Below are 26,324 nucleotides of genomic sequence, written 5' to 3' on the forward strand. Positions count from 1 at the left end.
TTTACCGATGCGCCCGCGCGCCTCACCGTATCAACCCGAGGGCAGACGCAATGTTTGCGGGGTGATGTCACGGCTTTGGGCTGGCTCGTCGTCGAAGCCAACAGGGACTTTGCCGCGCAATTGCCAGGCGAAGGCGATGATCTCGGCGATGGTCAGGTACAGCGCTTCGGGAATCTGCTCGCCCAGCTCCAGGCGAGCCAGCAGGCGCACCAGCTCGGCGTTCTCGTAGATCGGCACTTCATGTTCACGTGCCAGCGCCAGGATGGCCTCGGCCAGTTCATCGTCGCCTTTGGCACTCAGGGTGGGGGCTTGCTGGCCATCGTAGCTCAGGGCGATGGCCTGACGCGGTTGCTTGCTGCTCATGCGGTTTCGTCCACCCAGCGTTGTTCCACACGTGTGCGCGGCCCTTGAGGCGGAATGCCGGGATGACATTCGAGGTCGCCAACGTCCAATCCGCGGGCCAGAAGGCGTTCACGCAGCGCGCCGAGCTGGCTGTCGATCAGTCGGGCGGTTTGTTCACGTTCAGCCCACAACTGGCCGGACAGCCGGCCCTGGCTCAGTTGCGCCTGGACCTGCAGGGGGCCGAGCGGTGCCAGGTCGAAGGCCAGGTCGATGCGCCACAGGGCCTGCAGCGGGTCCTGATGTTCCCGCTCCCGGTCGGCTTGTTGCTGCGCGGTTTCCTCGCGCTGCAGCTTGACCTGAAGCGGAATGAAGTCCAGGCCATGGCGCACGGGTATCTCGGTTTGCCAGGTGGTCTGCAGGTTGCCGTTTTCCAAGCTGCCGGATTGTTGCAGGCTGCTCAGGGCGTGGCTTTGCAGGCGCGAGATGGCCGCGGCGGCGAGGCGCAGCAGCTGCTGCAGGTCGCCTTCGTGTTCCATGGCCTGCAGCAACCGGGAGGGCAGCGGAAACCCGCCTGGCTGTTGCTTCGGGCTCGCCCGCTCGAGCATGCCCAGGGCGCCGCGTGCCATGGTTGGCAAAGCCTGGGCCAAGGTGGTCGAGACGAAGGCAGGACTTGCCGGTGCGTACGCCGAGGCCTGGGCCACCAGCCTGATCAAATGGGCCTTCAGGTCGGTTGCCACGTGTGTGCTCTGGCCGCCAAGCAGTTTCGCTTCAAGGAATGCCCCGCTGTTGCTCAAGGCCTGGGCAAACGCTTTGCCATCGCCCAGTTGGCGAGCGTCCGGCAGGCTGGCCAGCAGGCGCTCGGCGCTGGTGCGCAGTTCGCCGTTGCCGCTCGGGTCGCTGGCTATTCGCTGCAAAGCGTTGAGCAGGCCGGGCAAGGAGGCCTGGCGGCCCTGTTGGGTGAGCAGCTGCTGGGCGATGTTCAATTGCTCCTGACGGCCGCTGAGCGGCACGAAGCGTAGCGACTGGTCGCCTTGCACCAGCGCGCTGAGCAGGCTGCCGACCGGCAACGGGCGCGGGCTGTCGATGGTCAGGACGGCGCCTGCCTGTGCGCTGTTGAGCAAGCTCACCAGCGCGCGAAAGCTGGTGGCGGCACCAGGGCCAAGGGCAAGTGCCTGGTTGGTCAGGACCTTGCCTTGCAGGAGGGTGCCGACAGGCACCTTGCTGGTATCGAGTTGAGTGAGGAGGGTGACGTTGCTGGCGCTGGCCTGTTGCACCATTACCGCGAGGCGGTTGCTCTCTGGCTGGCTGACGGTGATCTGGCTGCCTTGAGGGATGGGTTGGCTGGTGGTGACCTGCAGCTGGTTCTGCTTGCCGTTGGCCTGGATCAGCTTGAGCACCAGTTGAAACTCGCCACCTGACTGGCGCAGCGTCAGTACCTCGGCCTGGGCGGTCTCGCCAGGCTTGAGCAGCCCGGGTTGTGCCTGGGTCAGGTTCAGCAGCTCGCCGGTCAGCGCCGCCTTGATCGCCTGCGGGTTGACGACGTTTTGTGCGCCGAGACTATTGATTTCAGTCATGATTGTATACAACCTGTCGAGCCCGCCCTCTTGGCAGCGGGGCAGCGCATGTAATAATGCCGGCCGTCCGCCACTGCCAGTATAACGGCAGCCAGGGGGGCGACTTGAGCCGTAAACTGGATAAGGCGAAACCGTGACCCTTCACCTCCAAGCCGTGGGCCTGGCCTGCGAGCGCGACTGGCGCCTGCTGTTCGAGCACCTGGATTTCGAGCTGCGGCCAGGCGACATGCTGCAGATCAGCGGCCCCAACGGCAGTGGCAAGACCAGCCTGCTGCGCCTGTTGGCCGGGCTGATGCAGCCGACTGCCGGGCAGATCCTGCTGGGCGGCAAGCCGTTGGCCGAACAACGCCATGCGCTGGCCAGCATCCTGCTTTGGATCGGCCATGCTGCCGGTATCAAGGACTTGCTCAGCGCTGAAGAAAACCTGGCCTGGCTGTGTGCCTTGCACCAGCCTGCCACAGCCGAAGCGATCTGGGCTGCTCTGGAAGCGGTCGGCTTGCGCGGTTTCGAAGATGTTCCCTGCCATACCCTGTCTGCCGGGCAGCAGCGCCGTGTAGCGCTTGCCCGGCTGTACTTGCACAGCCCGCCGTTGTGGATCCTCGATGAACCCTTCACCGCGCTGGACAAGCAAGGGGTCGCGCAGTTGGAGGCCCATCTGGCACGCCATTGCGAGCGCGGCGGCACGGTGGTGCTGACCACCCACCACACGCTTGACCAAAAGCCCTCCGGCTATCGCGAACTGAACCTGGGGCAATGGGCGGCATGAGCGTATTTATTCTGTTATTGCGCCGTGAAGCGCGCCTGTTGTTCCGCCGCCCGGCGGAACTGGCCAACCCTTTGGTGTTCTTCGCTATCGTGGTGGCGCTGTTCCCGCTGGCGGTTGGGCCGGAAAGTCAATTGTTGCAAACCTTGTCGCCCGGTTTGGTCTGGGTGGCGGCCCTGCTGGCAGTGCTGCTGTCGCTCGATGGCCTGTTTCGCAGCGATTTCGAAGACGGCTCGCTGGAGCAGTGGGTGCTGTCGCCGCACCCTCTGGCAGTGCTGGTGCTGGCCAAGGTGCTGGCGCACTGGATCTTTTCCGGGCTGGCGCTGGTATTGTTGGCGCCACTGCTGGCACTGATGCTGGGGCTGCCAAGCCATTGCCTGCCGGTGCTGCTGGGCTCGCTGTTGCTGGGCACGCCGGTGCTGAGCCTGCTGGGTGCGGTAGGTGCGGCGCTGACGGTTGGCCTCAAGCGCGGTGGGTTGCTGCTGGCATTGCTGATTCTGCCGTTGTATATCCCTGTATTGATCCTGGGCAGTGGTGCGTTGCAGGCGGCGTTGCAAAATATGCCGGCGACCGGCCATCTGCTCTGGCTGGCCAGCCTTACGGCCTTGGCGGTGACACTGGCACCCTTTGCGATAGCGGCCGGCCTGAAGATCAGCGTCGGTGAATAACGAGTCCCGGGCTCTCAAGCCCGGCTAATACCCTGGATGTACCCTGATGAAAATTAGCTGGACGTGGTTCCACAAGCTTGGCTCCCCAAAATGGTTCTATGCCATCAGCGGCCGCATGCTGCCGTGGCTGACCGTATCGGCCATCCTGCTGCTGGTGACGGGGGTGATCTGGGGCCTGGCCTTTGCCCCCCAGGACTACCAGCAGGGCAACAGCTTCCGCATCATCTATATCCACGTGCCGGCGGCCATGCTTGCACAATCGTGCTACGTGCTGCTGGCGGTGGCTGGCGTGGTGGGGCTGGTGTGGAAGATGAAGCTGGCGGATGTCGCCCTGCAGTGCGCAGCGCCCATCGGCGCCTGGATGACTGCCGTGGCGCTGTTGACCGGGGCCATCTGGGGCAAGCCGACCTGGGGCAGCTGGTGGGTCTGGGATGCGCGGCTCACGTCGATGCTGATTCTGCTGTTCCTGTACTTCGGCATCATCGCCCTGGGCCAGGCAATCAGTAACCGTGACAGCGCGGCCAAGGCCTGTGCCGTGCTGGCCATCGTTGGGGTGATCAATATCCCGATCATCAAGTATTCGGTGGAGTGGTGGAACACCCTGCACCAGGGCGCCACCTTCACCCTGACCGAAAAACCGGCCATGCCCGCCGAGATGTGGCTGCCGCTGCTGTGCACGGCGCTGGGCTTCTACTGCTTCTTCGGCGCCGTGCTGTTGCTGCGCATGCGCCTTGAAGTACTCAAGCGCGAAGCGCGTGCCAGCTGGGTCAGGGAAGAAGTATTGAACAGCCTGGGCCGGAGGGCCGTGTGATGAGCTTTTCTTCATTCGGCGATTTCCTCGCCATGGGCCACCATGGCCTGTATGTCTGGTCGGCCTACGCCATCTGCATGGCAGTGCTGGCGGTCAATGTCGCCGCGCCGTTGCTGGCCCGCCGTCGCTATCTGCAAGATGAGGCGCGCCGTCTGCGCCGGGAGAACAACCAGTGAATCCGCAGCGCAAGAAACGCCTGTTCCTGATACTCGGCCTGCTGGTCGGGGTGGCGGTTGCCGTCGGCTTTGCCCTGAGCGCCCTGCAACAGAACATCAACCTGTTCTACACACCGACGCAGATCGCCAATGGCGAGGCGCCGCTGGACACCCGCATCCGCGCAGGCGGCATGGTCGAGAAGGGCTCGCTGCAGCGCTCGGGCGACTCCCTTGATGTGCGTTTCGTGGTCACCGACTTCAACAAGTCGGTGCCAATCACCTACCGCGGCATCCTCCCCGACCTGTTCCGCGAAGGGCAGGGCATCGTCGCCCTGGGCAAGCTCAATGCCGAGGGTGTGGTGGTGGCCGATGAAGTGCTGGCCAAACACGATGAGAAATACATGCCGCCGGAAGTCACCAAGGCTCTGAAGGAAAGCGGCCAGGCCGCCAGTGGCGCGGAGGCCAAACCATGAATGCGGCGTTGGTGATCCCTGAACTGGGCCAATTGGCGATGATCCTGGCGATCTGTTTCGCCGTTGTGCAGGCGACCGTGCCGTTGCTCGGCGCCTGGCGCGGCGACAGCCTGTGGATGAGCCTGGCACGCCCGGCGGCCTGGGGCCAATTTGCCTTCCTGGCCTTTGCTTTCGTTTGCCTGACCCACGCCTTCATGACCGACAACTTCTCGGTTGCGTACGTGGCCAGCAACTCCAACAGCGCCTTGCCCTGGTACTACAAGTTCAGTGCCGTGTGGGGCGCGCACGAAGGCTCGTTGCTGCTGTGGGCGCTGATTCTCGGTGGCTGGACCTTCGCCGTGTCGGTGTTCTCGCGCCAGCTGCCGCAAGTGATGCTGGCGCGGGTGCTGGCGGTGATGGGCATGATCAGTGTGGGCTTCCTGAGCTTTTTGATCATCACCTCCAACCCGTTCCAGCGCTTGCTGCCGCAAGTGCCGACCGATGGCCGCGACCTCAACCCGCTGCTGCAGGACTTTGGCCTGATCGTTCACCCGCCGATGCTGTACATGGGTTATGTGGGCTTTTCGGTGGCCTTCGCCTTCGCCATCGCCGCGCTGCTGGGCGGGCGCCTGGATGCTGCGTGGGCGCGCTGGTCGCGGCCCTGGACCATCATTGCCTGGGCGTTTCTCGGCGTGGGCATCACCTTGGGCTCCTGGTGGGCCTATTACGAACTGGGCTGGGGCGGCTGGTGGTTCTGGGACCCGGTGGAAAACGCTTCCTTCATGCCTTGGCTGGTGGGCACGGCACTGATCCACTCGCTGGCGGTGACGGAAAAACGCGGCGTGTTCAAGAGCTGGACCGTGCTGCTGGCGATTGCCGCGTTCTCGCTGAGCCTGCTGGGGACGTTCCTGGTGCGTTCCGGCGTGCTGACCTCGGTGCATGCGTTCGCCTCCGACCCTTCACGTGGCGTGTTCATCCTGATCTTCCTGCTGTTCGTGGTCGGTGGTTCGCTGACCCTGTTCGCCCTGCGTGCCCCAGTGGTCAAAAGCCAGGTGGGCTTTGCCCTGTGGTCGCGCGAGACGCTGCTGCTGGCCAACAACCTGGTGCTGGTGGTGGCGGCTTCGATGATCCTGCTCGGCACCCTCTACCCGTTGGTGCTCGATGCCCTGACCGGGGCCAAGCTGTCGGTGGGCCCGCCGTACTTCGATGCCTTGTTCCTGCCGCTGATGGCACTGCTGATGGTGGTGCTCGGCATCGGTGTGGTGGTGCGCTGGAAGGACACCCCAGGCAAGTGGCTGGCGAGCATGATGACGCCGGTACTGATCGCGAGCGCAGTGCTGGCGCCAGTGGCCGGGTTCATCGTCGACGACTTCGACTGGCCGACCCTTACCGCTTTTGCCCTGGCAGCCTGGCTAGTGCTCAGCGGGTTGCGCGACATTTTCGACAAGACCCGCCACAAGGGCCTGGCCAAAGGCGTGCGTGGCCTGACGCGCAGCTACTGGGGCATGCAGCTGGCGCACTTGGGGCTTGCGGTGTGCGCCCTTGGCGTGGTGCTGTCGAGCAACAACAGTGCCGAGCGTGACCTGCGCCTGGCCCCGGGTGAAAGCGTGGAGCTGGGTGGTTATCAGTTCCTGTTCCAGGGCGCCAAGCACTTCGAAGGGCCGAACTTCATTTCCGACAAGGGCACCGTCGTCGTCAGCCGCGATGGCCGTGAAGTGACCACGCTGCACCCCGAGAAGCGGCTCTATACCGTGCAGCAGTCGATGATGACCGAGGCCGGCATCGATGCCGGTTTCACCCGCGACCTGTACGTTGCATTGGGCGAGCCGCTGGACAACGGCGCCTGGGCCGTGCGCGTGCATATCAAGCCTTACGTCCGCTGGATCTGGCTGGGCGGTCTTCTGACCGGCCTGGGCGGTTTGCTGGCGGCCCTCGACCGGCGCTACCGCGTCAAGGTCAAGACCCGGGTGCGTGATGTCCTGGGCGTGTCTGGAGCAGCTGCATGAAGCGTTGGATCATGGTGGTGCCACTGGCGGTATTCCTGCTGTTGGCCGTTTTCCTCTACAAGGGCCTGTTCCTCAAGCCCGACGAGCTGCCCTCGGCAATGATCGGCAAGCCGTTCCCGGCGTTTTCCCTGGCCTCGACCCAGGGCGATCGCACTCTGACCCAGGCCGACCTGCAAGGCCGCCCGGCGCTGGTCAACGTATGGGCCACCTGGTGCCCGTCGTGCAAGGTCGAGCACCCTTACCTCAACCAGCTTGCCGGGCAGGGCGTGGTGATCTACGGCATCAACTACAAGGACGACAATGCTGCCGCCCTGAAGTGGCTGGCCGAGTTCCACAACCCGTACCAGCTGGATATTCGCGACGAGCAGGGCAGCCTGGGCCTGGACCTGGGCGTCTATGGCGCGCCGGAAACCTTCCTGATCGACGCCAAGGGCATCATCCGCTACAAGCATGTGGGCGTCGTCGATGCCACCGTGTGGCGCGAGCAACTGGCACCGCTGTATCAGGGCCTGGTCGACGAGGCCAAGCCATGAGGCGCTGGCTTGCGGCCGTTGTACTGGGTTTGAGTGTTGCCGGCGTGGCCAGGGCGGCCATCGATACCTACCAGTTCCGCGACGACGCCGAGCGTGAGCGTTATCAGCAACTGACCAAGGAACTGCGCTGCCCCAAGTGCCAGAACCAGGACATCGCCGACTCCAACGCACCGATTGCCGCCGACCTGCGCCGCGAGATCTTCCGCATGCTGGGCGAAGGCAAGAGCAACCAGCAGATCGTCGACTTCATGGTCGACCGCTATGGCGACTTCGTGCGCTACAAGCCTGCCCTCACTGGGCGTACCTGGCTGCTCTGGTTCGGCCCGGGCATTCTGCTGGTCGGTGGCTTTGCGGTGCTGGCGGTGATTGTCCGCCGCCGCCGTGTGCCGGCTACCCAAGGCTCGCACGAGTTGTCTGTCGAAGAACGCGAGCGTCTCGCCAAACTGCTGGATAAAGAACAGAACCATGACTGAATTCTGGCTTGGTGCGGGCCTGCTGCTGCTCGCCGCCCTCGGCTTTCTGCTGATCCCGACCCTGCGTGGCCGTCGCCAGCAGCAGGAAGAAGACCGTACTGCGCTGAACGTGGCGCTGTATCAGGAACGTGTCGCCGAACTGGCTGCCCAACAGGCCGCCGGTGTGCTGGATGACGCGCAACTGGCCAACGGCCGCGATGAGGCCGCCCGTGAACTGCTGGCGGACACCGAAGGCGCCGAAGCGCCTCGCCAGGGGCACCTGGGCAAGGTGCTGCCACTGCTGGCCGCAGTACTGGTGCCGGTGGTGGCGCTTGGTCTGTATCTGCACTTTGGTGCTGCGGACAAAGTGGAGCTGACTCAGGAGTTCGCTGCTGCGCCCAAGACGATGGAAGAAATGACCACGCGCCTTGAGCGCGCCGTCCAGGCTCAGCCGGATTCGGCCGAAGGCCTGTATTTCCTGGGCCGCGCCTACATGGCCGAACAGCGCCCGGCAGATGCGGCCAAGGCCTACGAGCGCGCCGTGGCCCTGGCCGGTCGCCAGCCCGAATTGCTCGGCCAATGGGCCCAGGCCCTGTATTTCGCTGCCAACAAGCAGTGGAGCGCACAGGTGCAGGCGCTGACCGACGAGGCGCTCAAGGCCGACCCGAACGAAGTGACCAGCCTTGGCCTGCGCGGCATTGCGGCCTTTGAGGGCGAGCGCTACCAGGAAGCCATCGACTACTGGAACCGCCTGCTGGCGCAGTTGCCTGAAGGCGATGCCTCGCGGGCGGCCTTGCAAGGCGGCATCGACCGTGCGGCAGAGCGCCTGGGTGGCAATACCGGCAAGCCTGAGACCCCGGTGGCGGCACGCCTGAAAGTGCGGGTAGAGCTGGCCCCGGCGCTCAAGGACAAGGTCAAGCCCGACGACACTGTGTTCATCTTCGCCCGGGCTACCAACGGCCCGCCCATGCCGCTGGCGGCCAAACGGGTGACCGTTGCCCAATTGCCGCTGGAGGTAGAATTGTCTGACGCCGATGCGATGATGCCGCAGATGAAACTGTCCGACTTTGCCGAAGTCCAACTGGTTGCAAGGGTATCGCGCGCCGGCCAGCCCACCCATGGTGAGTGGATCGGCCAGGGCGCACCGCTGCCCAGCAAGACCCAGGCCACCCAGCTCCTGACCATCGACAGCCCCGACCCGTAAGAGAACCCTGCCATGCGAAACGCCGTCCGCCTGACCCTGATCACCCTGGCCCTGGGTTTGTCTGCGTGTACGGTGCGTGAGCCGTACGAACAGCCGGCGCCACCGATCGAAACGGTGCCGCCGCACAAGGGGCCGGTGGTCAAGCCACTGCCTGGCGGCCAACCGGCCACGCAGCCGAGCAAACCGGCAGCGACCCCCAAACCGATGCCGCGGACCTCCGCAAGCTTTGCACCGCCGCCGGGGGGCGCCAGCCATTGGGATCCGAAACTGGGTGTTTATGTATTGGAGAAGAAGCCCAATACGTTCTATCGGCAGCGCACCTACTACCGTTATGACAATGGCTGGAGCTGGTCTTTGAGCCCGGATGGCCCGTGGCAGGAGACCGACAGCAGTGGTGTACCCGGTGGGCTGGGCCGGGCGTTCGCTCAGTAATGGTTTTGCCGTTTTCGGCCAACCGATACAGTACAGTTGACCCGCGATTTACAGATTGACTGTACCGCCCGCCGACTCCGCATAATGCCCCTTCGAATTTGAGCCGGAGGGGTGCATGAGCAAGACAGTCCTGGTGTTGGTGGAAACCGTCGATGATTACCTGCCCCTGCTCGAACAGGCCGGCTACCGGCTGATCCGTGCACCGTCCGCGCCACTGCGTGCCGACGCCATCCAGCGCCAAGGCGCTGAGATCGATGCGGTGCTTACCCGCGGCCCGCTGGGCCTGACCGCTGTGGAAATCCAAGCGTTGCCCAACTTGCAGATCATCTGCGTGATCGGCGCCGGTTACGAACACGTCGACCTGGCCGCCGCCGCTGCCCGTGGCATTACCGTCACCAATGGCGCGGGTGCCAATGCCGCCGCCGTGGCCGACCACACCCTGGCGATGCTGCTGGCCCTGCTGCGCGACATTCCCCGCGCCGATACCGGTATCCGCCGCGGCGAGTGGCACCGGGTCATCAGCCCCTCGGTTAGTGGCAAGCGCCTCGGCATCCTCGGCCTGGGCGCAGTTGGCCTGGCTATCGCCAAACGTGCCAGCCTCGGCTTCGACATGAACATCAGCTACCACAGCCGCACGCCGCGCCAGGGCGTGCCTTACACCTGGTACGACAGCCCGTTGCACCTGGCCGATGCTGTCGACATTCTGGTCGTGGCCACCCCAGGCGGTGCCAATACGCACCATCTGGTCGATGCTCGGGTGCTCGAGGCTTTGGGCCCCGAGGGCTATTTGGTGAACATCGCCCGTGCCAGCGTGGTGGATACCCAGGCCCTGGTTGGCGCGCTGCAGCGCGGGCAACTTGCGGGTGCAGCACTTGATGTGTTCGATGACGAACCGGCCGTGCCCGATGCCCTCAAGGCCCTCGGCAATACGGTGCTCACCCCGCATGTGGCCGGGCAATCCCCTGAAGCGGCGCGCGACACGGTGGCCTTGGTCCTGCGCAATCTACAGGCCTTCTTTGCCGGCGAACCGGTACTCACACCAGTCCATCCGTAACCTTCGTTTTAGTTTCTGCCCGGCGCTGCCCGGGCCACAAGGAGTGTTCGCATGCAACTCGAGATCTTCCAGGTCGATGCCTTTTCCGCCGAACCGTTCGGTGGCAACCCGGCAGCAGTGATCGCGCTTGAAAGCTGGCTGCCTGATGACGTGCTGCAGCGTATCGCCGAAGAGAACAACCTCTCCGAAACCGCCTATTTCGTGCGCAATGGCGAAACCTTCGACCTGCGCTGGTTCACCCCGGCGGTGGAGGTCGAGCTGTGTGGCCATGCCACTTTGGCGTCGGCCTATGTGCTGTTCGAGCAGTTGGGCGAGCAGGCAGAAGTACTGCGCTTCAACACCCGCAGCGGTGAATTGCGGGTTAGCCGCGGGGCCGACGGCTTGCTGGCCATGGACTTCCCGGCCAAGCAGCCGCTGGCCGTCGAGGCGCCCGCCGGTTTGCTGAAGGCGCTGGGGTTGAGCGGGGCGAGTGCGGTGTATCAGTCCGACGACTATGTCGTGATGATCGATGACGCCTCGCTTTTGGACCCGCTGCAGCCTGACTTCGTCGCCTTGTCGGCCTTCGATGTGCGTGGCATCGCCGTGACCGCGCCTGGGCGCGGATACGATTTCGTCACGCGCTGGTTCGGCCCGCGAGTCGGTGTCAACGAAGACCCGGTCACAGGTTCTGCGCACACCTCGCTTGCGCCTTTGTGGGCGCAGCGGTTGGGCAAGCGCACCCTGACCTGCGAGCAGGGCGGCGCGCGCAAGGGCCAGCTGCACTGTGAGGTGCCAGGCAATGGCCGAGTGATCATCAGCGGGCGGGCGGCGTTGTACCTGCGCGGTACTGTCTACATCTAGACGTTTGTGTAGTCCACTGTAGGAGCGGCCTTGTGTCGCGATGGGCTGCAAAGCAGCCCCCTGGTTTAATGATGATTGCGTAACTCGAGAGGCCGCGTTGCGGCCTGATCGCGACACAAGGCCGCTCCTACCGGGCATCTATAATTGCTGGCCCAATCCTCGCTAATGGAGCACCCCATGGTCATGGAGAAACAAGGCACCTGCCTGTGCGGCGCCACGAAGCTCACGGTCACCCTCGACAACACCCATATCAGTGCCTGCCATTGCAGCATGTGCCGCAAGTGGACCGGTGGGCCGTTGCTGGTCGTTCACTGCAGCCAGCCGCCGGTCATCGAAGGGCGTTCGCCCGGCGTCTACGATTCATCCGACTGGGCCCAGCGCGGCTTTTGCGGGCGCTGCGGCACTCACCTGTATTACCGGCTCAAGGCCAACGATTTCTACGCGGTGCCGGTGGGCCTGCTGGACGGCGATGAGGCTTGGGATTTCGACCTGCAGATATTCGTCGAGCAGAAACCTGCCTGGTACTGCTTTGCCAACCAAACCAAGGAATTGACTGGACAGCAAGCCTTCGAGCAGTTGGGTTGAGCCTGGCGGCTTGCCAAACCCGTGCATTCCTGAGAAAAGGGCGGCCTTGAATTTCAGCGTTGGAGCATGCCCATGAGCAGCGAACTGCAAATCACCGACCTCGTCGAAGGCGACGGCAAGGCCGCCGTCAAAGGCGCCCTGATCACCACCCAGTACACCGGCTGGCTGGCCGATGGCAGCGAGTTCGACTCGTCCTGGTCGCGCGGCAAACCGTTCCAGTGCGTGATTGGCACGGGCCGCGTGATCAAGGGCTGGGACCTAGGCCTGATGGGCATGCGCGTGGGGGGCAAACGCACGCTGCAGGTGCCGGCGCACCTTGGTTATGGCGAACGTAGCGTGGGCGCGATCCCGCCGAATTCAGACCTGACGTTCGAGATCGAATTGCTCGAGGTGTTGACACGGGATGACTGAGTGTCGGATGCGGCCGGCAGGCTTTAAATAATTCGGCAACATGTATGCCTTAACGTAAGTCTTGCCCAGGGAGGAACCAAACGCGTTGAGGGCACTCTGACCCCTACTCGTTGGCCAGGGATGGCATTCACTACAAGGATGCCTTGCGGCTTGAGCCTCAGGGCAATGTGGCGGGTCGACCCGAAACTGTCTGCCACAAGAGCCTGCCTACATGAAGTTGCCACCGTTTGTTCGCCGTAGTCGCCACCTGCTGCTGAGCCTCGCACTCGTCGCTGCGGCGGTGCCCTTGGCACTGGAAGTGGTCGAAAGCCGCGCTCAACCGGTCGATGGCACCCAGACCCTGGTGTTTCTGCGCCATGCCGAGAAACCCGGCGAAGGGTTGGGGCAGTTGAACTGTCAAGGCCTCAACCGTGCATTGGACCTGGCCACGCTGCTGCCCGAGCGCTTCGGCAACGCCGATTTCGTCTTCGCAGCCAACCCGACACGAGAGGTCGAGGAAGGCAGCAGTGACCAGAGCTACAGCTACATCCGGCCACTGATGACCATCACCCCGAGTGCGATACGTCTCGGCCTGCCGGTGAATATCGATTACGGTGCAAACGACACCGATGAGCTAGCCGATGAATTGCTCAGTGGCAAGTACCGCAACGCCACCGTCTACACTGCCTGGTCCCATGGTTACCTGCCGGAGCTGATCAATACTGTCGCCGGCAAGGCGCTGGGTGAGGACCGGGTGATCACCGAAGATTGGCAGGGCGATGACTTCGACACCCTGTATGTTCTGACCTTGACCTGGCGCGACGGCAAGGCCAGCCTGCTCAGCCGCAACATACGCCAGGGCCTGGATGGCGGTGCGCATAGCTGTCCGACCTGATCTGCTGTTACTGTCTTGGCAAGCAAGCCGACTCCCACTGGGTTGAGCTGAATTTGAGAGCAGCGGGGCAACCTGTGTGAGCCGGCTTGCCGGCGATAGGGCCGGCGAAGACCCCTGAGGCTTTACCGCCCGAACCGCATCGGCCAGCCCACCACTTTCTTCGCCCGCGGGGTGGCATAGGTCCGCACCTTGGACGTGCTCAGCCCCATCCGCACCAACGATTCGGCAATGGTCACCGCCGCGCTCACGCCATCGACCACCGGCACCCCGGTACGTTGGCGAATCTGCTCGTCCAGCCCGGCCATGCCGCCACAGCCAAGGCAGATCACCTCGGCCTTGTCATCGCGCACCGCCCGTTCGGCCTGTTCGACGATGGCCTGTACCGCACGCTGCGGGTCTGCCTCCAGTTCCAGCACGGCCAGGCCACTGGCGCGCACCGAGGCGCAGCGGTCGTATAGCCCGGAAAGCTTCAGGCGGTCCTCGATCAGTGGCACGGTACGGTCAAGGGTGGTCACCACCGAATAGGCGTGGCCCAGGTACATCGCAGTGCTGGCGGCGGCATCTGTGATGTCCACCACCGGCACGTTCAGCAGTTCCTGCAGACCTTCGCGGCCATGTTCGCCGTAGCCGGCCTGGATCACGGCATCGTACGGGCCCTCGTAGGCCAGCACGCGGTCCATCACGGCAATGGCGGCCAGGTAGCTCTCGAAATTGCCCTCCACCGACTCGGCACCGAACCATGGGGTCAGGCCGATGATCTGCGTGCCGGGTGACGCCACGCTGCGGGCCTGTTCGGCGATGGCCTCGGTGATGGCTTCGGTGGTGTTGACGTTGGCGATCAGAATACGCATGAACACTGCTCCTTGATCAGTGGCTGCTGTGGTCGACGGCGATGCATTCGCCGCTGACATCAGCGTAATGGCGGTTGCGCGGGGCGATCAGCAGGTACAGCGCAGCGGCGATGCCGGCACCGATCAGCCAGGAAAAAGGCGCGATGGCATGGAAGTTGGGCACCAGCGCCAGGACGATGGCCAGCAGCGCGGCCGGCAGGAACGCGGCGACCGCCCGCAGGTTGATGCCCTTGCTGTAGTGGTAGGCCCCGGCCGGGTGTTCGCTGTAAAGCTCCGGCACGTTGATGCAGCCTTTGCGCAGCAGCCAGTAGTCGGCCATGATCACCCCGTACAGTGGGCCCAGCAGGGCGCCCAGGCCGGACAGGAAGTAGACGATCACCAGCGGGCTGTTGTAGAGGTTCCATGGCAGGATCAACACGGCGAGGGTGGCGCTGATCAACCCCGCGCGGCGAAAGTTCAGGTGCCTCGGCGCCAGGTTGCTCAGCACGAAGGCCGGGGCGACGAAGTTGGCCATGATGTTCACCGCAACGGTGACGATCAGGAAGGCCAGGCAACCGAGCACCAGGAAAGCGGTGTTGGGGATGCTGGCAACGATCTGGGTCGGGCTGTCGATGATCTGGCCATTGATCTGGAACTGTGCGCCGCACAGCACCACGGTGATGACCGCGAAGACCAGGATGTTCACCGGCAGGCCCCAGAAGTTGCCTACGCGGATGGTCTTGCGGCACGGCGAGGAACGGGCGAAGTCGCAGAAGTTGAGCACCAGGGTGCCGTAGATCGCCAGCCACAGCGCGCCGCCGGCGAATATGTTGCGCCACATCTCGTAACCGGTCAGCGGCTCGGCCACCGACCAGGCGATGCGCGCATCGGCCTTGAAGTACATGAACACCGCCAGGCTGGCCACGGTCAGCAGGATCACCGGGCCGGCGAATGCCTCGTAGCGGCGCACCATCTCCATGCCGTAGGCGAGGATCACCAGTTGCACCAGCCAGATCGCCACGAAGCACACCCAGCCCAGGCTCGACAGGCCGAGGATGCTGTCCTGGTCATAGCTGGCGAGTTGCGGCCACACGGCCGTGAGTAGCACGCGCAGCACTACAGAGGCCAGGTAGGTCTGGATGCCGAACCAGGCGATGGCAATCACTGCACGGATCAGCGCAGGGATCTGCGCGCCATGGATGCCGAAGGCGATGCGGCTGATCACCGGGAACGGCACGCCGGTCTTCTGCCCCATGTAGCCGGACAGGTTCATGAAGAAGTACACCAGCGCGGCGCCGATCGCCAATGACAAGAGTATCTGCCAGCCGCCCAGGCCCAGGGCGAACAAGCCCATGGCGAATGAGTAGTTGGCAATGTTGTGCACATCGTTGGTCCACAGCGCGAAGATACTGTAGCGCCCCCAGCGGCGGCCCTCTATGCGCGTCGGGGCAAGGTCGCGGTTATGCAGGCGCGGGCTCAGTTCAAGTTGTGGCGCATGGCCGGCCAGGGAGGAAGCGGGGGTGGTGCTGGCGACGGATAGTTCAGGGGCAAGGTCGAGGCTGGTACTCATTCCGGCAGGCTCCTGATGCACGTGGACTGCGATGAGCGGGCATGCGCACGGGCTCGCCATCTCGTCAGTGCAGCGTTGGCATCACTGGGTTCTGGGCGCGGCGGCCGGTTTGGGGCGGCGTCGCGGGTTCTTGTGTATTTATGTTCTGTTTAACTTGTATACAAAACACGAACACACAAAAGCGAGTTCCATGCCACTCAAAAACCGTACTTCGAGTTGTCACTATCTCGAATCTATCTCTCTGAAAGCTAAGTTGATGAATTAAAGAAACTATAAATTGACCAATTGAACAGGTTTAATTTTTTGTTCGGATAATTAGTTGATCATTTGGTCAGATTAAGTTGCGCGAACTGTGTAACGTAATGGGGCATTGCTAGCACTTATGCACACAAAAATGGCACCTAAGGTGACATTTATGTGTACAGAGGTGGGTCAGGTTTTCCAGGCGCCTCAGTCCATCGGCGGCAAGCGCCGCTTTACCGGGCTCTTCTTGATGATCGCCGTGTTGGTGTCAGCTAGCACATTGATACGGTCAAGCAGGGCGTCGAGCTGTTCCATCGACCGCACATGCAGCCGGGCAATGAAGCAATCCTCGCCCGTTACCTTGTCGCACTCGGTGAACTCGGGAATCGCGACAATCTGCCGTTCCACCTCCTGCAACTGCCCCGGCAGCGGGCGAATGCGCACGATGGCCTGCAATTGGTAACCAAAGCTGCGCGCATCGACATCCACGGTGTAACCCCGCAGCACGCCGCGCTCCTCCAGACGGCGCAGGCGCTCGCTGACGCTGGGTGCAGAAAGGCCACTGATCTGCGCCAGTGCTTTCAGTGAGCGGCGGGAATCTTCCATCAGGGCATTGATCAGGAGTTGGTCGATGGCATCGGTCATATACGCCTCATTAGGTTAAGGAGAGATTTCCCCTTGATAGTAAAGGCGCACTGGCCATTTTGCCTTGGTTATCCGCTGGTAGGCTAACCGTGAGCCTCTGCATACTGTGGCCATCATCAATGGGAGGTGTGAGATGGACAGTTCGTTGCGCCGTGGCTCGCTGGAAATGGTCGCTGCCATGCTGATTTCCGGGACCATTGGCTGGTTCGTGCTGGTATCCGGGCAGCCGGTGCTGGACGTGGTGTTCTGGCGTTGCGTGTTCGGTACTGGCACGTTGCTGGTGATCTGCGCGGCGTTCGGGTTCCTCAAGCCCGGCGTGATCAGCCGCACGGCTTTGCTCTTGGCCATTGCCAGCGGCGTGGCCATCGTCGGCAACTGGGTGTTGCTGTTCGCTTCCTATTCGCGGGCGTCGATCGCCATCGGCACAGCGGTGTACAACGTCCAGCCGTTCCTGCTGGTGGGGCTGGCGGCAGTGTTTCTGGGCGAGAAGATCACTATGGCCAAGCTCACCTGGCTGAGCGTGGCGTTCCTTGGCATGCTGGCCATCGTCAGCGCCCATGGCGCAGGGCAGGGCAGCGGTGAAGAGTACTTGGTGGGCATTGCGCTGGCGCTGGGGGCGGCGTTTCTGTATGCCATTGCCGCATTGATCATCAAGCACCTGAGCGGCACGCCACCGCATCTGATTGCCTTGATCCAGGTAGCGACCGGCGTAATGCTGCTGGCGCCGTGGGTCAAGCTGGGCGGGTTGCCTGGCGAGCCTTCGGCGTTGGCCAGCCTGGTGACGTTGGGCATGGTGCACACGGGGCTGATGTACGTGCTGCTGTACAGTGCCATCCAGCGCCTGCCCACGGCGTTGACCGGTGCCCTTTCATTCATCTACCCGATTGCCGCGATCCTGGTCGACTGGGTGGCCTTCGGGCACCGCCTGGCGCCACTGCAGTGGCTCGGTGTGGCGCTGATCTTGCTGGCGGCGGCGGGCATGCAGCAAGGGTGGTGGTTCCGTTCGGCGCCGATCATTGCCAAAGGATAGTGAGGACGCTGAATGACCTATCGCCGAACAAGCCGGCGATAGGGCACGCAGCGGCCTAGCGGGGTAGAATGCTCCCTTTTATCTGCTTGCGACCCGCCATGACTTCGCCGATCCACACCCTCGAACAGCATCTGCTCACCGCCCTCGACCCCGCCCCGCAGGAAACCCGCCGCCTGTTCCATGGCCGCGGCCGTTGCTGGCCGGGGCTGGAGCAGGTCACCGTCGACTGGTTGCAGGGCGTGCTGTCGGTAGCGTTGTTCCGTGAACCACCCGAGGGCCAGTTGGCAGAACTAGAGGCCATGCTGCGCAACCTCGCCGAGCACCCACAGTGGGCCGGCCAAGCGATCCTCATCCAGCACCGTTACCTGCCGGACAGCCCGGGCCAGTGGTTGTGGGGCGAGCCGTGCCAGCAGCGCGAGGTGGTCGAAGATGGCCTGACCTATCTGCTCGACCTGGGCGTGCGGCAGAACAACGGCCTGTTTCTCGACATGCGCTACGGCCGACGCTGGGTGCGTGAGCAGGCGGCGGGCAAGCGCGTGCTGAACCTGTTCGCCTACACCTGCGGCTTCTCGGTGGCAGCGATTGCCGGGGGCGCCGAGCAGGTGGTGAACCTGGACATGGCCAAGTCGGCGCTGTCCCGTGGCAGAGACAACCATCGCCTCAATGGCCACGATGCATCGCGGGTGGCGTACCTGGGGCATGAACTGTTCAAGTCGTGGGGCAAGGTGCGCAAGTACGGACCCTACGATTTGATCATCATCGACCCGCCCACCTTTCAGAAAGGCAGTTTCGTGCTGACCCAGGATTACGCAAAGATCTTGCGGCGCTTGCCAGAGTTGCTGACCGAGGGTGGGACTGTGCTGGCGTGCGTGAATGATCCGGCGATCGGGCCGGAGTTTCTGATCGAGGGCATGGCTGAGCAGGCCCCGGCGTTGGCCTTCGTCGAGCGCTTGGACAACCCCCCGGAGTTTCCGGATGCCGATCCGGCGGGGGGCTTGAAGGCCTTGGTATTTCGCGGTAAATCACCGGCCTGATGCTCTGGGACACATTCACTGAGCGTCATGATGGCGGCCAGTGAGGGCAGCATTCAATTACTGACCGGTATAGATCTGGTCAAACACCCCACCATCGTTGAAGTGGGTCTTCTGCACGGTGCGCCAGTCACCGAAGGTTTTCTCCACCGACAGGAAGTCGACCTTCGGGAAGCGGTCGGTGTACTTGGCCAGTACGGTTGCATCACGCGGACGCAGGTAGTTCTGTGCGGCGATTTCCTGGGCTGCCGGCGACCACAGGTACTTGAGGTATTCCTCGGCCACGGCCTGGGTACCCTTCTTCGCTACCACTTTGTCGACCACACTCACCGGTGGTTCGGCTTCGGCCGACACGCTCGGGTAGACCACTTCGAACTGGTCGCGGCCGAATTCGCGGGCGATCATTTCGGCTTCGTTCTCGAAGGTCACCAGCACATCGCCGATCTGGTTGGTCATGAAGGTCGTGGTCGCGGCGCGGCCACCGGTATCGAGTACCGGTGCCTGTTTGAACAGCTTGCCGACGAAGTCCTTGGCCTTGTTCTCGTCACCGCCCTGCTTGAGCACATAACCCCAGGCCGACAGGTAGGTATAGCGCCCGTTACCTGACGTCTTGGGGTTGGGCACGATGACCTGTACACCATCCTTGAGCAGGTCAGGCCAGTCTTTGAGTGCCTTGGGGTTGCCCTTGCGCACGATGAACACAGTGGCCGAGGTGAACGGGGCGCTGTTGTTGGGCAGGCGTGTAACCCAATTGTCCGGCACCAGCTTGCCGATATCGGCCAGCGCATTGATGTCGGTGGCCATGTTCATGGTGATGACATCGGCCGGCAGGCCATCGATCACTGCACGTGCCTGTTTGCTCGAACCGCCGAAGGACATCTGCACGTTGACCTTCTCGTCGTGCTCGGCTTCCCAGTGTTTCTGGAACGCTGGGTTGTAATCCTTGTAGAAGTCGCGCATCACGTCGTAGGAAACGTTGAGCAGGGTCGGAGCGGCCTGAGCGAGGGTGCCGCACGCCAGGCCGGCGGCCAGCAGCGAAGCAGTGAAGAGTTTTTTCACGATGCGTCCTTGTTCCGGAGTGTTTGGTAACTTATGCGCGACTATAGCGTTTCGTTATTGAACGACTAAAGACCAAATGGCTCTTTGCTTATTCTGTTTTCGGGAACAGCAGGTTACCGCAGCGCGAGCAAAATGCAGCGCCGTGTTCATGGGCCTTTTTGCTGCACCTTGGGCAGTCGTGCTGCAACTGTTCGGCGCGCATGGCATTGGCCAGTTCGGCGGTGAAAATCCCTGTGGGCACGGCAATGATCGAATAACCGGTGATCATCACCAGTGAGGACAGTACCTGGCCCAGCGGTGTTTTCGGCACGATATCGCCAAAGCCCACGGTCGTGAGCGTGACAATGGCCCAGTAGATGCCTTTGGGGATGCTGGTAAAGCCGTGCTCGGGGCCCTCGATCACATACATCAAGGTGCCGAACACAGTGACCAGGGTCGACACGCTGAGCAGAAACACGATGATCTTCTGCTTGCTGCCACGCAGTGCCGCCATCAGGTAATTCGCTTGGTTCAGGTACTGGCCGAGCTTGAGCACACGGAAAATCCGCAGCATGCGGATCACCCGGATGATCAGCAGGTACTGCGCGTCGCTGTAGTACAGGGCGATGATCCCCGGCACGATCGCCAGCAGGTCGACCAGGCCGTAGAAGCTGAAGGCGTAGCGCATGGGCTTGGGCGAGCAGTAAAGGCGGGTGATGTACTCGGCCAGGAAGATCGCGGTGAAGCCCCATTCGATACCGGCCAGCAGGCCTGCGTAGTTCTGGTGAATCTCGTCGATGCTGTCGAGGATCACCGTGACCAGGCTGGCCAGGATGATCAGCAGGAGGGTCTTGTCGAAGCGCCGGCCGGCGACGGTGTCGGTCTGGAATACGATGACGTAGAGCCGTTCGCGCAGGCTCGCAGGGTTGTTCATGGGCTCGTTCCACAAAAGCGATGGGCTGAGCCTAGGGGTTGCGTTTCAGCTGTGCAAGCGCCTGGCATTGCGCTGCCTGGGCTGGGCCAGGTGGCTGCCCAAGTGCATCAGCCAGCAGGCGGCGACGAACGGGGCGGTCAGGCCGGGCACCGGTAGCAGCTTGAACAGCGGTTGCAGCAGTAGAGCCAGGGCAATCGCCAGCAGGGTCACCCAAGGCTTTTCACCCTGCCTGCTGAAGGCCAGCGCCGCCAGTGCCGCGTTGAAGCCGTACAGACCCAGCCAGGCAGATTGCGCTTCGGCAAACAAGGCTACGCTGCCACCGATGGCCGAGCCGATCACCGCCCACATCGCGGCATAGGGGTTGGCGATGAACATGCCTAAGATGATCAGCAACCCGGCCAATGGCTGGTCGAGCAGGAAAATCTGGCCTACGCCCCGCGCCAGAGCATACAGAGGGTCGGCTTCGACGAAGCCGCTGGGTGAGGGGCTGGCGAGCAGCAGTGTGCCCCAACCCAGCAGCACGAAAGGGGCGGTGTAGGCGATCAGCAGTTTGCCCCCGCGCTTGCGCCACTGGTGGGTAATGATGCTGGACAGCCCACCGGCAGCGATGATCAGCGGCGGCATGATTGCCGACCAGGGCAGTACCGCGCAGATCAGGATGCCGATCAGCACGCCGTTATAGCAGTAAAGCCCGGCCTGGCGGTCGGCGCGGTCATAGCCGCGGCGCTGTGCGGTGAGCAGGCCGGCGAGGGCGCCGAGCAGGGCACCGCCGACCAGGTCGGGGGCGGTCAGCAGGATGGCCAGCAGGCAGCACAGGCCGCACAGGGGGCTGCGCAGCAGCAGTACCTGGCTGAAGCCGTTGAGTAGCGCCGTGGCCCAGTCGGGGCACGGGTTGACAAAATTTTTGGTGTACATGGGCAGTCGGTAAGGTTGATGGAAGAGCGGTGGGCCTCTTTGGGCCTCGGTTTTCCGCGTGTCTGTTGTTGGGGGCAAGGGGAGGGCTTTGCCCTCCTTTCGCGACGCAAGGCCGCTCCTACAGGGTTTCGCGTTCGCCGGTAGGAGCGGCCTTGTGTCGCAAAAGGGGCGCAAAGCGCCCCCGGCAATCTCAGACCAAGGTCTCGATCCGCAGGCTGTTGGTCGAGCCTGGCTTGCCGAACGGCACACCGGCAGTGATCAGCAATGTGTCACCACGGCTGGCCATGCCTTGGGCCTGGGCAATTTCCAGTGCGGTGGAGACCACCTCATCTACCTGGCGCAAACGGTCATTGACCACCGAGTGCACGCCCCAGGTCACGCTCAAGCGGCGGGCAGTGACCAGGTTCGGCGTCAGGTTGAGGATCGGTGCCCGTGGCCGCTCGCGTGCGGCGCGCAGGGTCGAAGCCCCCGACTCGCTGTAGTTGACCAGCACCGCCACCGGCAGGATGCCGCTGATCCGGCGGATCGCGCAGCTGATGGCGTCCGACACGGTGGCTTCAGCTTTGGGCCGGCCAACGTCGAGCTGGGCCTGGTAATCCGGGCCGTTCTCCACCTGGCGGATGATCTTGCTCATCATCTGCACGGCTTCCAGTGGGTAGTCACCCGAGGCGGTCTCGGCCGACAGCATCACCGCATCGGCACCTTCGGCAACGGCATTGGCGACGTCGGTGACTTCGGCGCGGGTCGGGGCTGGCGAGAAACGCATGGATTCGAGCATCTGCGTGGCCACCACCACCGGTTTACCCAGCTGGCGGCAGGTGCCGATGATGCGTTTCTGGATCTGCGGCACGCTCTCGGCCGGCACTTCCACACCCAGGTCGCCACGCGCCACCATGATTGCATCGGACAGTTCGGCAATCGCCTGCAGCTGCTCCACGGCCGACGGCTTTTCGATCTTGGCCATCAGGTAGGCACGGTCGCCGATCAGCTGGCGGGCCTCAAGGATGTCTTCGGGGCGTTGCACGAACGACAGCGCCACCCAGTCCACGCCCAGTTCCAGGCCGAAGGCCAGGTCGCGGCGGTCCTTTTCGGTGAGCGGGGAGAGGTCAAGCACCGCTTGCGGCACGTTGACACCCTTGCGGTCGGACAGCTCGCCACCGGCCAGCACTTCGGTGTCGATGGCATCGCTGTGCTTGGCGGTCACCCGCAGGCGCAGCTTACCGTCGTCCAGCAGCAGGTCCATGCCGGGCTCCAGCGCGGCGATGATCTCCGGGTGCGGCAGGTTGACCCGGCGGCTGTCACCCGGGGCCTTGTCCAGGTCCAGGCGCAGCGCCTGGCCGCGTTGCAGCTGCACCTTGCCTTCGGCAAAGCGGCCAACGCGCAGCTTGGGGCCCTGCAAGTCCATGAGGATGCCGAGCGGGTAGTTCAGTTGCTGCTCGACCTCGCGGATCCACTGGTAGCGCAGGGCGTGGTCGGCGTGTTCGCCATGGCTGAAGTTGAGGCGGAAGATGTTCACCCCGGCTTCTACCAGCTGGCGGATATCGTCGATGCCATTGATCGCAGGGCCGAGGGTGGCGAGGATTTTGACTTTTTTATCAGGCGTCATGATTGTGCAGTCTCAAGGATCAGGATGGCGCGGAAGTCGTTGACGTTGGTGCGGGTCGGCTCAGTGACGATCAGCGCATCGAGTGCGGCGAAATAGCCGTAGCCGTTGTTGTTGTCCAGCTCGTCACTGGCCGACAGGCCCAGTGCCTCGGCGCGGGCGAAGCTGGCTGGCGTCATGAAGGCGCCGGCGTTTTCTTCCGAGCCGTCGATGCCGTCGGTATCACCAGCCAGGGCGTACACGCCCGGCAGGCCCTTCAGGCTTTCGGTGAGGCTGAGCAAAAACTCCGCATTGCGCCCGCCACGGCCATTGCCCCGTACGGTGACAGTGGTTTCGCCGCCAGAAAGGATCACGCAAGGTGCTTTGAGCGGCTGCCCGTGCTGGACGATTTGCCGGGTGATACCGGCATGCACCTTGGCCACTTCGCGCGATTCACCTTCCAGGTCGCCGAGGATCAGCGGGCTGAAGCCGGCCTGGCGGGCTTGCACTGCAGCGGCTTCAAGCGATTGCTGGGGCTTGGCGATCAGTTGGAAGTGGCTGCGGGCCAGGGCCGGGTCATCGGCCTTGACGGTTTCCGAGGCGGGGTTGTTGAGCCAGTCGATGACGGCCTTGGGCGCTTCGATGTTGTAGCGCTTGAGGATCGCCAGGGCGTCGGCCGAGGTGCTCGGGTCGGCCACGGTGGGGCCGGAGGCGATGACCGTAGCCAGGTCGCCGGGCACATCGGAAATGGCATAGGTGTAGACAGTGGCGGGCCAGCAAGCCTTGGCCAGGCGGCCGCCCTTGATCGCCGAGAGGTGCTTGCGCACACAGTTCATCTCGCCGATGGTGGCGCCGGACTTGAGCAGCGCCTTGTTGATCTGTTGCTTGTCGGCCAGGGTCAGGCCTTCGGCTGGCAGCGCCAGCAGGGCCGAACCACCGCCAGAGAGCAGGAAGATGACGCGGTCGTCTTCGTTCAGGTCGCTGACCAGTTCCAGCACACGTTTGGCCACGGCCAGGCCAGCGGCGTCGGGGACCGGGTGGGCGGCTTCGACCACTTCGATCTTCTGGCAGTTGGCGCCATGACCGTAACGTGTGACCACCAGCCCGGACACTTCACCCTGCCAGCTCTTCTCGACCACTTCGGCCATGGCCGCTGCGGCTTTGCCGGCGCCGATGACGATGACCCGGCCGCTACGGTCGGCGGGCAGGTAGGGTTCGAGGACTTGACGGGGGTGGGCGGCAGCGATGGCTGTGTCGAACAGGTCGCGGAGAAGTTTTTGCGGATCGACCGACATGGCAGGCTCCCAGTTATTGTTGTTCTGCAGAATCGAAAACGCCCCTGGAACTGCCTCCGTGCAGGCCGAACCAGGGGCGGTCCCCAGAGCTGCAAGCTTCAAGCTACAAGCCGCAAGTAAAAGCAGACCTGCTTTTGCTTGCCGCTTGAGGCTTACAGCTTGAAGCTTATTTCTCGCCGCGGATCGAGAAGTTGGCCATGTGCTCCAGGCCTTTGATCAGCGCCGAGTGGTCCCAGTTGCCGCCGCCCAGTGCCACGCAGGTGCTGAACACTTGCTGGGCGTTGGAGGTGTTGGGCAGGTTGATGCCCAGCTCCTTGGCGCCTTGCAGGGCCAGGTTCAGGTCTTTCTGGTGCAGATTGATGCGGAAGCCTGGGTCGAAGGTACCTTTGATCATGCGCTCGGCATGCACTTCGAGGATCTTCGAGGAGGCGAAGCCGCCCATCAGCGCTTCACGCACCTTGGCAGGGTCTGCACCGTTCTTGGCCGCGAACAGCAGAGCTTCGCTGACGGCCTGGATGTTCAGGGCGACGATGATCTGGTTGGCGACCTTGGCCGTCTGGCCGTCACCGTTGCCGCCGACGCGGGTGATGTTCTTGCCCATGGCTTCGAACAGCGGCAGGGCGCGTTCGAAGGCGTTCGGGCAGCCACCGACCATGATGCTCAGGGTCGCGGCCTTGGCACCGACTTCACCACCGGACACTGGTGCGTCGAGGTAGGCGGCACCGGTGGCCTTGATCTTCTCGGCAAAGGCCTTGGTGGCGGTCGGCGAGATCGAGCTCATGTCGATCACCACCTTGTTCGGGCCCACGCCTTCGGCGACACCGTTCTGGTCGAACAGTACGCTTTCGACCTGCGGGGTGTCCGGCACCATGACGATGATGAACTCGGCTTCCTGGGCAACCTCTTTCGGGTTGGCCAGCGCCACTGCGCCAGCGGCGATCAGGTCAGCCGGTGCGGCCTCGTGGTGGGTGGAAACGAAAATGCTGTGACCTGCTTTTTGCAGGTTCTGAGCCATGGGCTTGCCCATGATGCCGGTGCCGAGGAAACCGATTTTAGCCATGAGAAATTACCTCTTTTATATTTATGTAAGCAGGCGACTCGGCCCCCTGTAGGGGCGGCCTTGTGTCGCGAAGGGGCGCGCAGCGGCCCCTCGATCTCAGTTGCGCAGGCAATCTGCCGGGGCTGCTTTGCAGCCCTTCGCGACACAAGGCCGCTCCTACAGCAGGTTCTGCGAGCGTTCTTAGATTGCGTTGTGTGTCTTCAGCCAGCCCAGGCCTGCTTCGGTGGTAGTCAGCGGCTTGTACTCCGCGCCTACCCAACCCTGGTAACCGATGCGGTCCAGGTGTTCGAACAGGAAGCGGTAGTTGATCTCGCCGGTACCCGGTTCGTTACGGCCCGGGTTGTCGGCCAGCTGGATGTGGTTGATCAGTTTCAGGTTGGCTTCCATGGTGCGAGCCAGGTCACCTTCCATGATCTGCATGTGGTAGATGTCGTATTGCAGGAACAGGTTGTCGCTGCCCACTTCGGCCTGGATTTCCAGGGCCTGCCGGGTGGTGTTCAGGTAGAAGCCCGGGATGTCGCGGGTGTTGATCATTTCCATGACCAGGCGAATGCCAGCGGCTTTGAGCTTGTCGGCAGCGAACTTCAGGTTGTCGACAAAGGTCTTGCGCACGTCGGCGCACTGCAGGCCTTGCGGGCGAATGCCGGCCAGGCAGTTGACCTGGGTGTTGCCCAGTACCTTGGCGTATTCGATGGCCTTGTCGACACCGGCGCGGAATTCTTCGACGCGGTCGGGATGGCAGGCGATTCCGCGCTCACCTTTGCCCCAATCACCGGCCGGCAGGTTGAACAGCACCTGGGTCAGGCCGTGGGCGTCGAGCTGCTGCTTGATTTCGGCAGCGCTGAAGTCGTACGGGAAGAGGTATTCGACGCCGCTGAAACCAGCATCGGCGGCAGCCTTGAAGCGGGCCAGGAAGTCCTGTTCGGTGAACAGCATGGACAGGTTGGCAGCGAAGCGAGGCATGATGTGTCTCCTTGCGATGAAGGCCCCCGGCG

Annotated in this window: 29 protein-coding genes; 17 read left to right on the forward strand and 12 right to left on the reverse strand. The window is 63.3% G+C overall.

Going from position 1 to position 26,324, the window contains the following annotated elements:
* Positions 1-30 precede the first annotated feature (30 nt).
* Together ACMGGN_RS04480 and ACMGGN_RS04485 are read right to left on the reverse strand one after the other, a co-directional pair.
* The gene (locus ACMGGN_RS04480; protein WP_115274191.1) at positions 31-363 is read right to left on the reverse strand and encodes an EscU/YscU/HrcU family type III secretion system export apparatus switch protein; all 333 of its coding nucleotides are present in this window, start codon (positions 361-363) and stop codon (positions 31-33) included.
* Positions 360-1,916 (reverse strand): flagellar hook-length control protein FliK, encoded by a 1,557-nt coding sequence (locus ACMGGN_RS04485; RefSeq protein ID WP_323614437.1) that lies wholly within the window; start codon positions 1,914-1,916, stop codon positions 360-362. Before ACMGGN_RS04485 ends, ACMGGN_RS04480 begins: the two co-directional genes overlap by 4 nt.
* 133 nt (positions 1,917-2,049) lie before the next feature.
* Between ACMGGN_RS04485 and ccmA the strand changes: the two genes are divergently transcribed.
* From ccmA to ACMGGN_RS04560, 15 genes are all read left to right on the forward strand, one after another.
* Positions 2,050-2,682 (forward strand): cytochrome c biogenesis heme-transporting ATPase CcmA, encoded by a 633-nt coding sequence (gene ccmA / locus ACMGGN_RS04490; protein WP_046785334.1) that lies wholly within the window; start codon positions 2,050-2,052, stop codon positions 2,680-2,682.
* A complete protein-coding gene (gene ccmB / locus ACMGGN_RS04495) occupies positions 2,670-3,347 on the forward strand; it encodes a heme exporter protein CcmB (RefSeq protein ID WP_371316859.1) in 678 nt (225 codons plus the stop codon). The genes ccmA and ccmB overlap by 13 nt, the downstream gene beginning before the upstream one ends.
* A 46-nt stretch (positions 3,348-3,393) precedes the next feature.
* Complete coding sequence (locus ACMGGN_RS04500; protein ID WP_174142087.1) at positions 3,394-4,158, forward strand: heme ABC transporter permease; 765 nt, start codon at positions 3,394-3,396, stop codon at positions 4,156-4,158.
* Positions 4,158-4,334, forward strand: a complete 177-nt coding sequence (gene ccmD / locus ACMGGN_RS04505; protein ID WP_039601249.1) for a heme exporter protein CcmD — start codon at positions 4,158-4,160, stop codon at positions 4,332-4,334. Before ACMGGN_RS04500 ends, ccmD begins: the two co-directional genes overlap by 1 nt.
* A complete protein-coding gene (gene ccmE / locus ACMGGN_RS04510) occupies positions 4,331-4,786 on the forward strand; it encodes a cytochrome c maturation protein CcmE (protein ID WP_177010796.1) in 456 nt (151 codons plus the stop codon). The genes ccmD and ccmE overlap by 4 nt, the downstream gene beginning before the upstream one ends.
* An 11-nt stretch (positions 4,787-4,797) precedes the next feature.
* Positions 4,798-6,771, forward strand: coding sequence for a heme lyase CcmF/NrfE family subunit (locus ACMGGN_RS04515; RefSeq protein ID WP_414156823.1), 1,974 nt, complete (start codon positions 4,798-4,800; stop codon positions 6,769-6,771).
* Positions 6,768-7,304: a DsbE family thiol:disulfide interchange protein gene (locus tag ACMGGN_RS04520; protein WP_012315479.1), complete on the forward strand. Its 537-nt coding sequence runs from the start codon at positions 6,768-6,770 to the stop codon at positions 7,302-7,304. Before ACMGGN_RS04515 ends, ACMGGN_RS04520 begins: the two co-directional genes overlap by 4 nt.
* Positions 7,301-7,777, forward strand: a complete 477-nt coding sequence (locus ACMGGN_RS04525; RefSeq protein WP_115274195.1) for a cytochrome c-type biogenesis protein — start codon at positions 7,301-7,303, stop codon at positions 7,775-7,777. Before ACMGGN_RS04520 ends, ACMGGN_RS04525 begins: the two co-directional genes overlap by 4 nt.
* Positions 7,770-8,960 carry a c-type cytochrome biogenesis protein CcmI gene (ccmI, locus tag ACMGGN_RS04530; RefSeq protein WP_115274196.1) on the forward strand — a complete coding sequence of 397 codons (1,191 nt, stop codon included), beginning with the start codon at positions 7,770-7,772 and terminating at the stop codon, positions 8,958-8,960. The genes ACMGGN_RS04525 and ccmI overlap by 8 nt, the downstream gene beginning before the upstream one ends.
* Before the next feature lie 12 nt (positions 8,961-8,972).
* Positions 8,973-9,392 (forward strand): lipoprotein, encoded by a 420-nt coding sequence (locus tag ACMGGN_RS04535; RefSeq protein ID WP_039601243.1) that lies wholly within the window; start codon positions 8,973-8,975, stop codon positions 9,390-9,392.
* A gap of 115 nt (positions 9,393-9,507) precedes the next feature.
* Positions 9,508-10,446 (forward strand): 2-hydroxyacid dehydrogenase, encoded by a 939-nt coding sequence (locus ACMGGN_RS04540; protein WP_115274197.1) that lies wholly within the window; start codon positions 9,508-9,510, stop codon positions 10,444-10,446.
* Between the two features lie 51 nt (positions 10,447-10,497).
* Complete coding sequence (locus tag ACMGGN_RS04545) at positions 10,498-11,286, forward strand: PhzF family phenazine biosynthesis protein (RefSeq protein WP_046785327.1); 789 nt, start codon at positions 10,498-10,500, stop codon at positions 11,284-11,286.
* A 177-nt stretch (positions 11,287-11,463) separates the two neighbouring features.
* Positions 11,464-11,871, forward strand: coding sequence for a GFA family protein (locus ACMGGN_RS04550; protein WP_119687530.1), 408 nt, complete (start codon positions 11,464-11,466; stop codon positions 11,869-11,871).
* A 72-nt stretch (positions 11,872-11,943) separates the two neighbouring features.
* Positions 11,944-12,282, forward strand: coding sequence for an FKBP-type peptidyl-prolyl cis-trans isomerase (locus ACMGGN_RS04555; protein WP_046785325.1), 339 nt, complete (start codon positions 11,944-11,946; stop codon positions 12,280-12,282).
* Between the two features lie 211 nt (positions 12,283-12,493).
* Positions 12,494-13,156 (forward strand): hypothetical protein, encoded by a 663-nt coding sequence (locus ACMGGN_RS04560; protein WP_046785324.1) that lies wholly within the window; start codon positions 12,494-12,496, stop codon positions 13,154-13,156.
* Positions 13,157-13,278: 122 nt separating this feature from the next.
* Here ACMGGN_RS04560 and ACMGGN_RS04565 read toward each other — a convergent pair whose 3' ends face one another.
* The 3 genes from ACMGGN_RS04565 to ACMGGN_RS04575 all read right to left on the reverse strand — a co-directional run bounded on the left by ACMGGN_RS04565 (position 13,279) and on the right by ACMGGN_RS04575 (position 16,444).
* The gene (locus tag ACMGGN_RS04565; RefSeq protein WP_012315469.1) at positions 13,279-14,007 is read right to left on the reverse strand and encodes an aspartate/glutamate racemase family protein; all 729 of its coding nucleotides are present in this window, start codon (positions 14,005-14,007) and stop codon (positions 13,279-13,281) included.
* A gap of 16 nt (positions 14,008-14,023) precedes the next feature.
* Positions 14,024-15,556 carry an NCS1 family nucleobase:cation symporter-1 gene (locus ACMGGN_RS04570; RefSeq protein ID WP_046785322.1) on the reverse strand — a complete coding sequence of 511 codons (1,533 nt, stop codon included), beginning with the start codon at positions 15,554-15,556 and terminating at the stop codon, positions 14,024-14,026.
* Between the two features lie 450 nt (positions 15,557-16,006).
* Positions 16,007-16,444, reverse strand: coding sequence for an Lrp/AsnC family transcriptional regulator (locus ACMGGN_RS04575; RefSeq protein WP_039603292.1), 438 nt, complete (start codon positions 16,442-16,444; stop codon positions 16,007-16,009).
* 133 nt (positions 16,445-16,577) lie between these two features.
* Between ACMGGN_RS04575 and ACMGGN_RS04580 the strand changes: the two genes are divergently transcribed.
* Together ACMGGN_RS04580 and ACMGGN_RS04585 are read left to right on the forward strand one after the other, a co-directional pair.
* Positions 16,578-17,474, forward strand: a complete 897-nt coding sequence (locus ACMGGN_RS04580; protein ID WP_161872762.1) for a DMT family transporter — start codon at positions 16,578-16,580, stop codon at positions 17,472-17,474.
* Between the two features lie 98 nt (positions 17,475-17,572).
* On the forward strand, positions 17,573-18,508 hold the full coding sequence (locus ACMGGN_RS04585) for a class I SAM-dependent methyltransferase (protein ID WP_115274202.1): 936 nt from the start codon (positions 17,573-17,575) through the stop codon (positions 18,506-18,508).
* Positions 18,509-18,565: 57 nt separating this feature from the next.
* Here the strand turns inward: ACMGGN_RS04585 and ACMGGN_RS04590 are convergent, their stop codons facing one another.
* The 7 genes from ACMGGN_RS04590 to hyi form a co-directional block, all read right to left on the reverse strand.
* Positions 18,566-19,564, reverse strand: coding sequence for a sulfate ABC transporter substrate-binding protein (locus ACMGGN_RS04590; protein WP_119687525.1), 999 nt, complete (start codon positions 19,562-19,564; stop codon positions 18,566-18,568).
* An 88-nt stretch (positions 19,565-19,652) separates the two neighbouring features.
* The gene (locus ACMGGN_RS04595; protein ID WP_046785318.1) at positions 19,653-20,477 is read right to left on the reverse strand and encodes an ion transporter; all 825 of its coding nucleotides are present in this window, start codon (positions 20,475-20,477) and stop codon (positions 19,653-19,655) included.
* A gap of 45 nt (positions 20,478-20,522) precedes the next feature.
* A complete protein-coding gene (locus ACMGGN_RS04600; RefSeq protein WP_115274204.1) occupies positions 20,523-21,392 on the reverse strand; it encodes an urea transporter in 870 nt (289 codons plus the stop codon).
* 190 nt (positions 21,393-21,582) lie between these two features.
* Entirely contained in the window at positions 21,583-22,998 is a 1,416-nt protein-coding gene (pyk, locus tag ACMGGN_RS04605; protein WP_125924714.1) for a pyruvate kinase, read from the reverse strand.
* On the reverse strand, positions 22,995-24,269 hold the full coding sequence (locus ACMGGN_RS04610; RefSeq protein ID WP_115274206.1) for a glycerate kinase: 1,275 nt from the start codon (positions 24,267-24,269) through the stop codon (positions 22,995-22,997). Before ACMGGN_RS04610 ends, pyk begins: the two co-directional genes overlap by 4 nt.
* A gap of 166 nt (positions 24,270-24,435) precedes the next feature.
* Positions 24,436-25,329 (reverse strand): 2-hydroxy-3-oxopropionate reductase, encoded by an 894-nt coding sequence (locus ACMGGN_RS04615; protein ID WP_039603965.1) that lies wholly within the window; start codon positions 25,327-25,329, stop codon positions 24,436-24,438.
* A gap of 180 nt (positions 25,330-25,509) precedes the next feature.
* The gene (gene hyi / locus ACMGGN_RS04620; protein ID WP_012315455.1) at positions 25,510-26,292 is read right to left on the reverse strand and encodes a hydroxypyruvate isomerase; all 783 of its coding nucleotides are present in this window, start codon (positions 26,290-26,292) and stop codon (positions 25,510-25,512) included.
* Between the last annotated feature and the right edge of the window lie 32 nt (positions 26,293-26,324).

The sequence above is a fragment of the Pseudomonas sp. BNK-30 genome (assembly GCF_047456185.1).
Taxonomy (GTDB): Bacteria; Pseudomonadota; Gammaproteobacteria; order Pseudomonadales; family Pseudomonadaceae; genus Aquipseudomonas; species Aquipseudomonas putida_E.

What these genes read in the sequence shown, in the direction of transcription:
- ACMGGN_RS04570 (WP_046785322.1), bottom strand. Translation starts at nt 15,556, where the DNA reads ATGAGTACCAGCCTCGACCTTGCCCCTGAACTATCCGTCGCCAGCACC.
- ccmB (WP_371316859.1), top strand. Translation starts at nt 2,670, where the DNA reads ATGGGCGGCATGAGCGTATTTATTCTGTTATTGCGCCGTGAAGCGCGC.
- ACMGGN_RS04585 (WP_115274202.1), top strand. Translation starts at nt 17,573, where the DNA reads ATGACTTCGCCGATCCACACCCTCGAACAGCATCTGCTCACCGCCCTC.
- ACMGGN_RS04540 (WP_115274197.1), top strand. Translation starts at nt 9,508, where the DNA reads ATGAGCAAGACAGTCCTGGTGTTGGTGGAAACCGTCGATGATTACCTG.
- ACMGGN_RS04555 (WP_046785325.1), top strand. Translation starts at nt 11,944, where the DNA reads ATGAGCAGCGAACTGCAAATCACCGACCTCGTCGAAGGCGACGGCAAG.
- ACMGGN_RS04500 (WP_174142087.1), top strand. Translation starts at nt 3,394, where the DNA reads ATGAAAATTAGCTGGACGTGGTTCCACAAGCTTGGCTCCCCAAAATGG.
- ACMGGN_RS04480 (WP_115274191.1), bottom strand. Translation starts at nt 363, where the DNA reads ATGAGCAGCAAGCAACCGCGTCAGGCCATCGCCCTGAGCTACGATGGC.
- hyi (WP_012315455.1), bottom strand. Translation starts at nt 26,292, where the DNA reads ATGCCTCGCTTCGCTGCCAACCTGTCCATGCTGTTCACCGAACAGGAC.
- ACMGGN_RS04565 (WP_012315469.1), bottom strand. Translation starts at nt 14,007, where the DNA reads ATGCGTATTCTGATCGCCAACGTCAACACCACCGAAGCCATCACCGAG.
- ACMGGN_RS04600 (WP_115274204.1), bottom strand. Translation starts at nt 21,392, where the DNA reads ATGTACACCAAAAATTTTGTCAACCCGTGCCCCGACTGGGCCACGGCG.
- ACMGGN_RS04580 (WP_161872762.1), top strand. Translation starts at nt 16,578, where the DNA reads ATGGACAGTTCGTTGCGCCGTGGCTCGCTGGAAATGGTCGCTGCCATG.
- ACMGGN_RS04550 (WP_119687530.1), top strand. Translation starts at nt 11,464, where the DNA reads ATGGTCATGGAGAAACAAGGCACCTGCCTGTGCGGCGCCACGAAGCTC.
- ccmD (WP_039601249.1), top strand. Translation starts at nt 4,158, where the DNA reads ATGAGCTTTTCTTCATTCGGCGATTTCCTCGCCATGGGCCACCATGGC.
- ACMGGN_RS04535 (WP_039601243.1), top strand. Translation starts at nt 8,973, where the DNA reads ATGCGAAACGCCGTCCGCCTGACCCTGATCACCCTGGCCCTGGGTTTG.
- ACMGGN_RS04485 (WP_323614437.1), bottom strand. Translation starts at nt 1,916, where the DNA reads ATGACTGAAATCAATAGTCTCGGCGCACAAAACGTCGTCAACCCGCAG.
- ccmI (WP_115274196.1), top strand. Translation starts at nt 7,770, where the DNA reads ATGACTGAATTCTGGCTTGGTGCGGGCCTGCTGCTGCTCGCCGCCCTC.
- ACMGGN_RS04560 (WP_046785324.1), top strand. Translation starts at nt 12,494, where the DNA reads ATGAAGTTGCCACCGTTTGTTCGCCGTAGTCGCCACCTGCTGCTGAGC.
- ACMGGN_RS04610 (WP_115274206.1), bottom strand. Translation starts at nt 24,269, where the DNA reads ATGTCGGTCGATCCGCAAAAACTTCTCCGCGACCTGTTCGACACAGCC.
- ACMGGN_RS04520 (WP_012315479.1), top strand. Translation starts at nt 6,768, where the DNA reads ATGAAGCGTTGGATCATGGTGGTGCCACTGGCGGTATTCCTGCTGTTG.
- ACMGGN_RS04575 (WP_039603292.1), bottom strand. Translation starts at nt 16,444, where the DNA reads ATGACCGATGCCATCGACCAACTCCTGATCAATGCCCTGATGGAAGAT.
- ACMGGN_RS04545 (WP_046785327.1), top strand. Translation starts at nt 10,498, where the DNA reads ATGCAACTCGAGATCTTCCAGGTCGATGCCTTTTCCGCCGAACCGTTC.
- ACMGGN_RS04595 (WP_046785318.1), bottom strand. Translation starts at nt 20,477, where the DNA reads ATGAACAACCCTGCGAGCCTGCGCGAACGGCTCTACGTCATCGTATTC.
- ACMGGN_RS04615 (WP_039603965.1), bottom strand. Translation starts at nt 25,329, where the DNA reads ATGGCTAAAATCGGTTTCCTCGGCACCGGCATCATGGGCAAGCCCATG.
- ACMGGN_RS04525 (WP_115274195.1), top strand. Translation starts at nt 7,301, where the DNA reads ATGAGGCGCTGGCTTGCGGCCGTTGTACTGGGTTTGAGTGTTGCCGGC.
- pyk (WP_125924714.1), bottom strand. Translation starts at nt 22,998, where the DNA reads ATGACGCCTGATAAAAAAGTCAAAATCCTCGCCACCCTCGGCCCTGCG.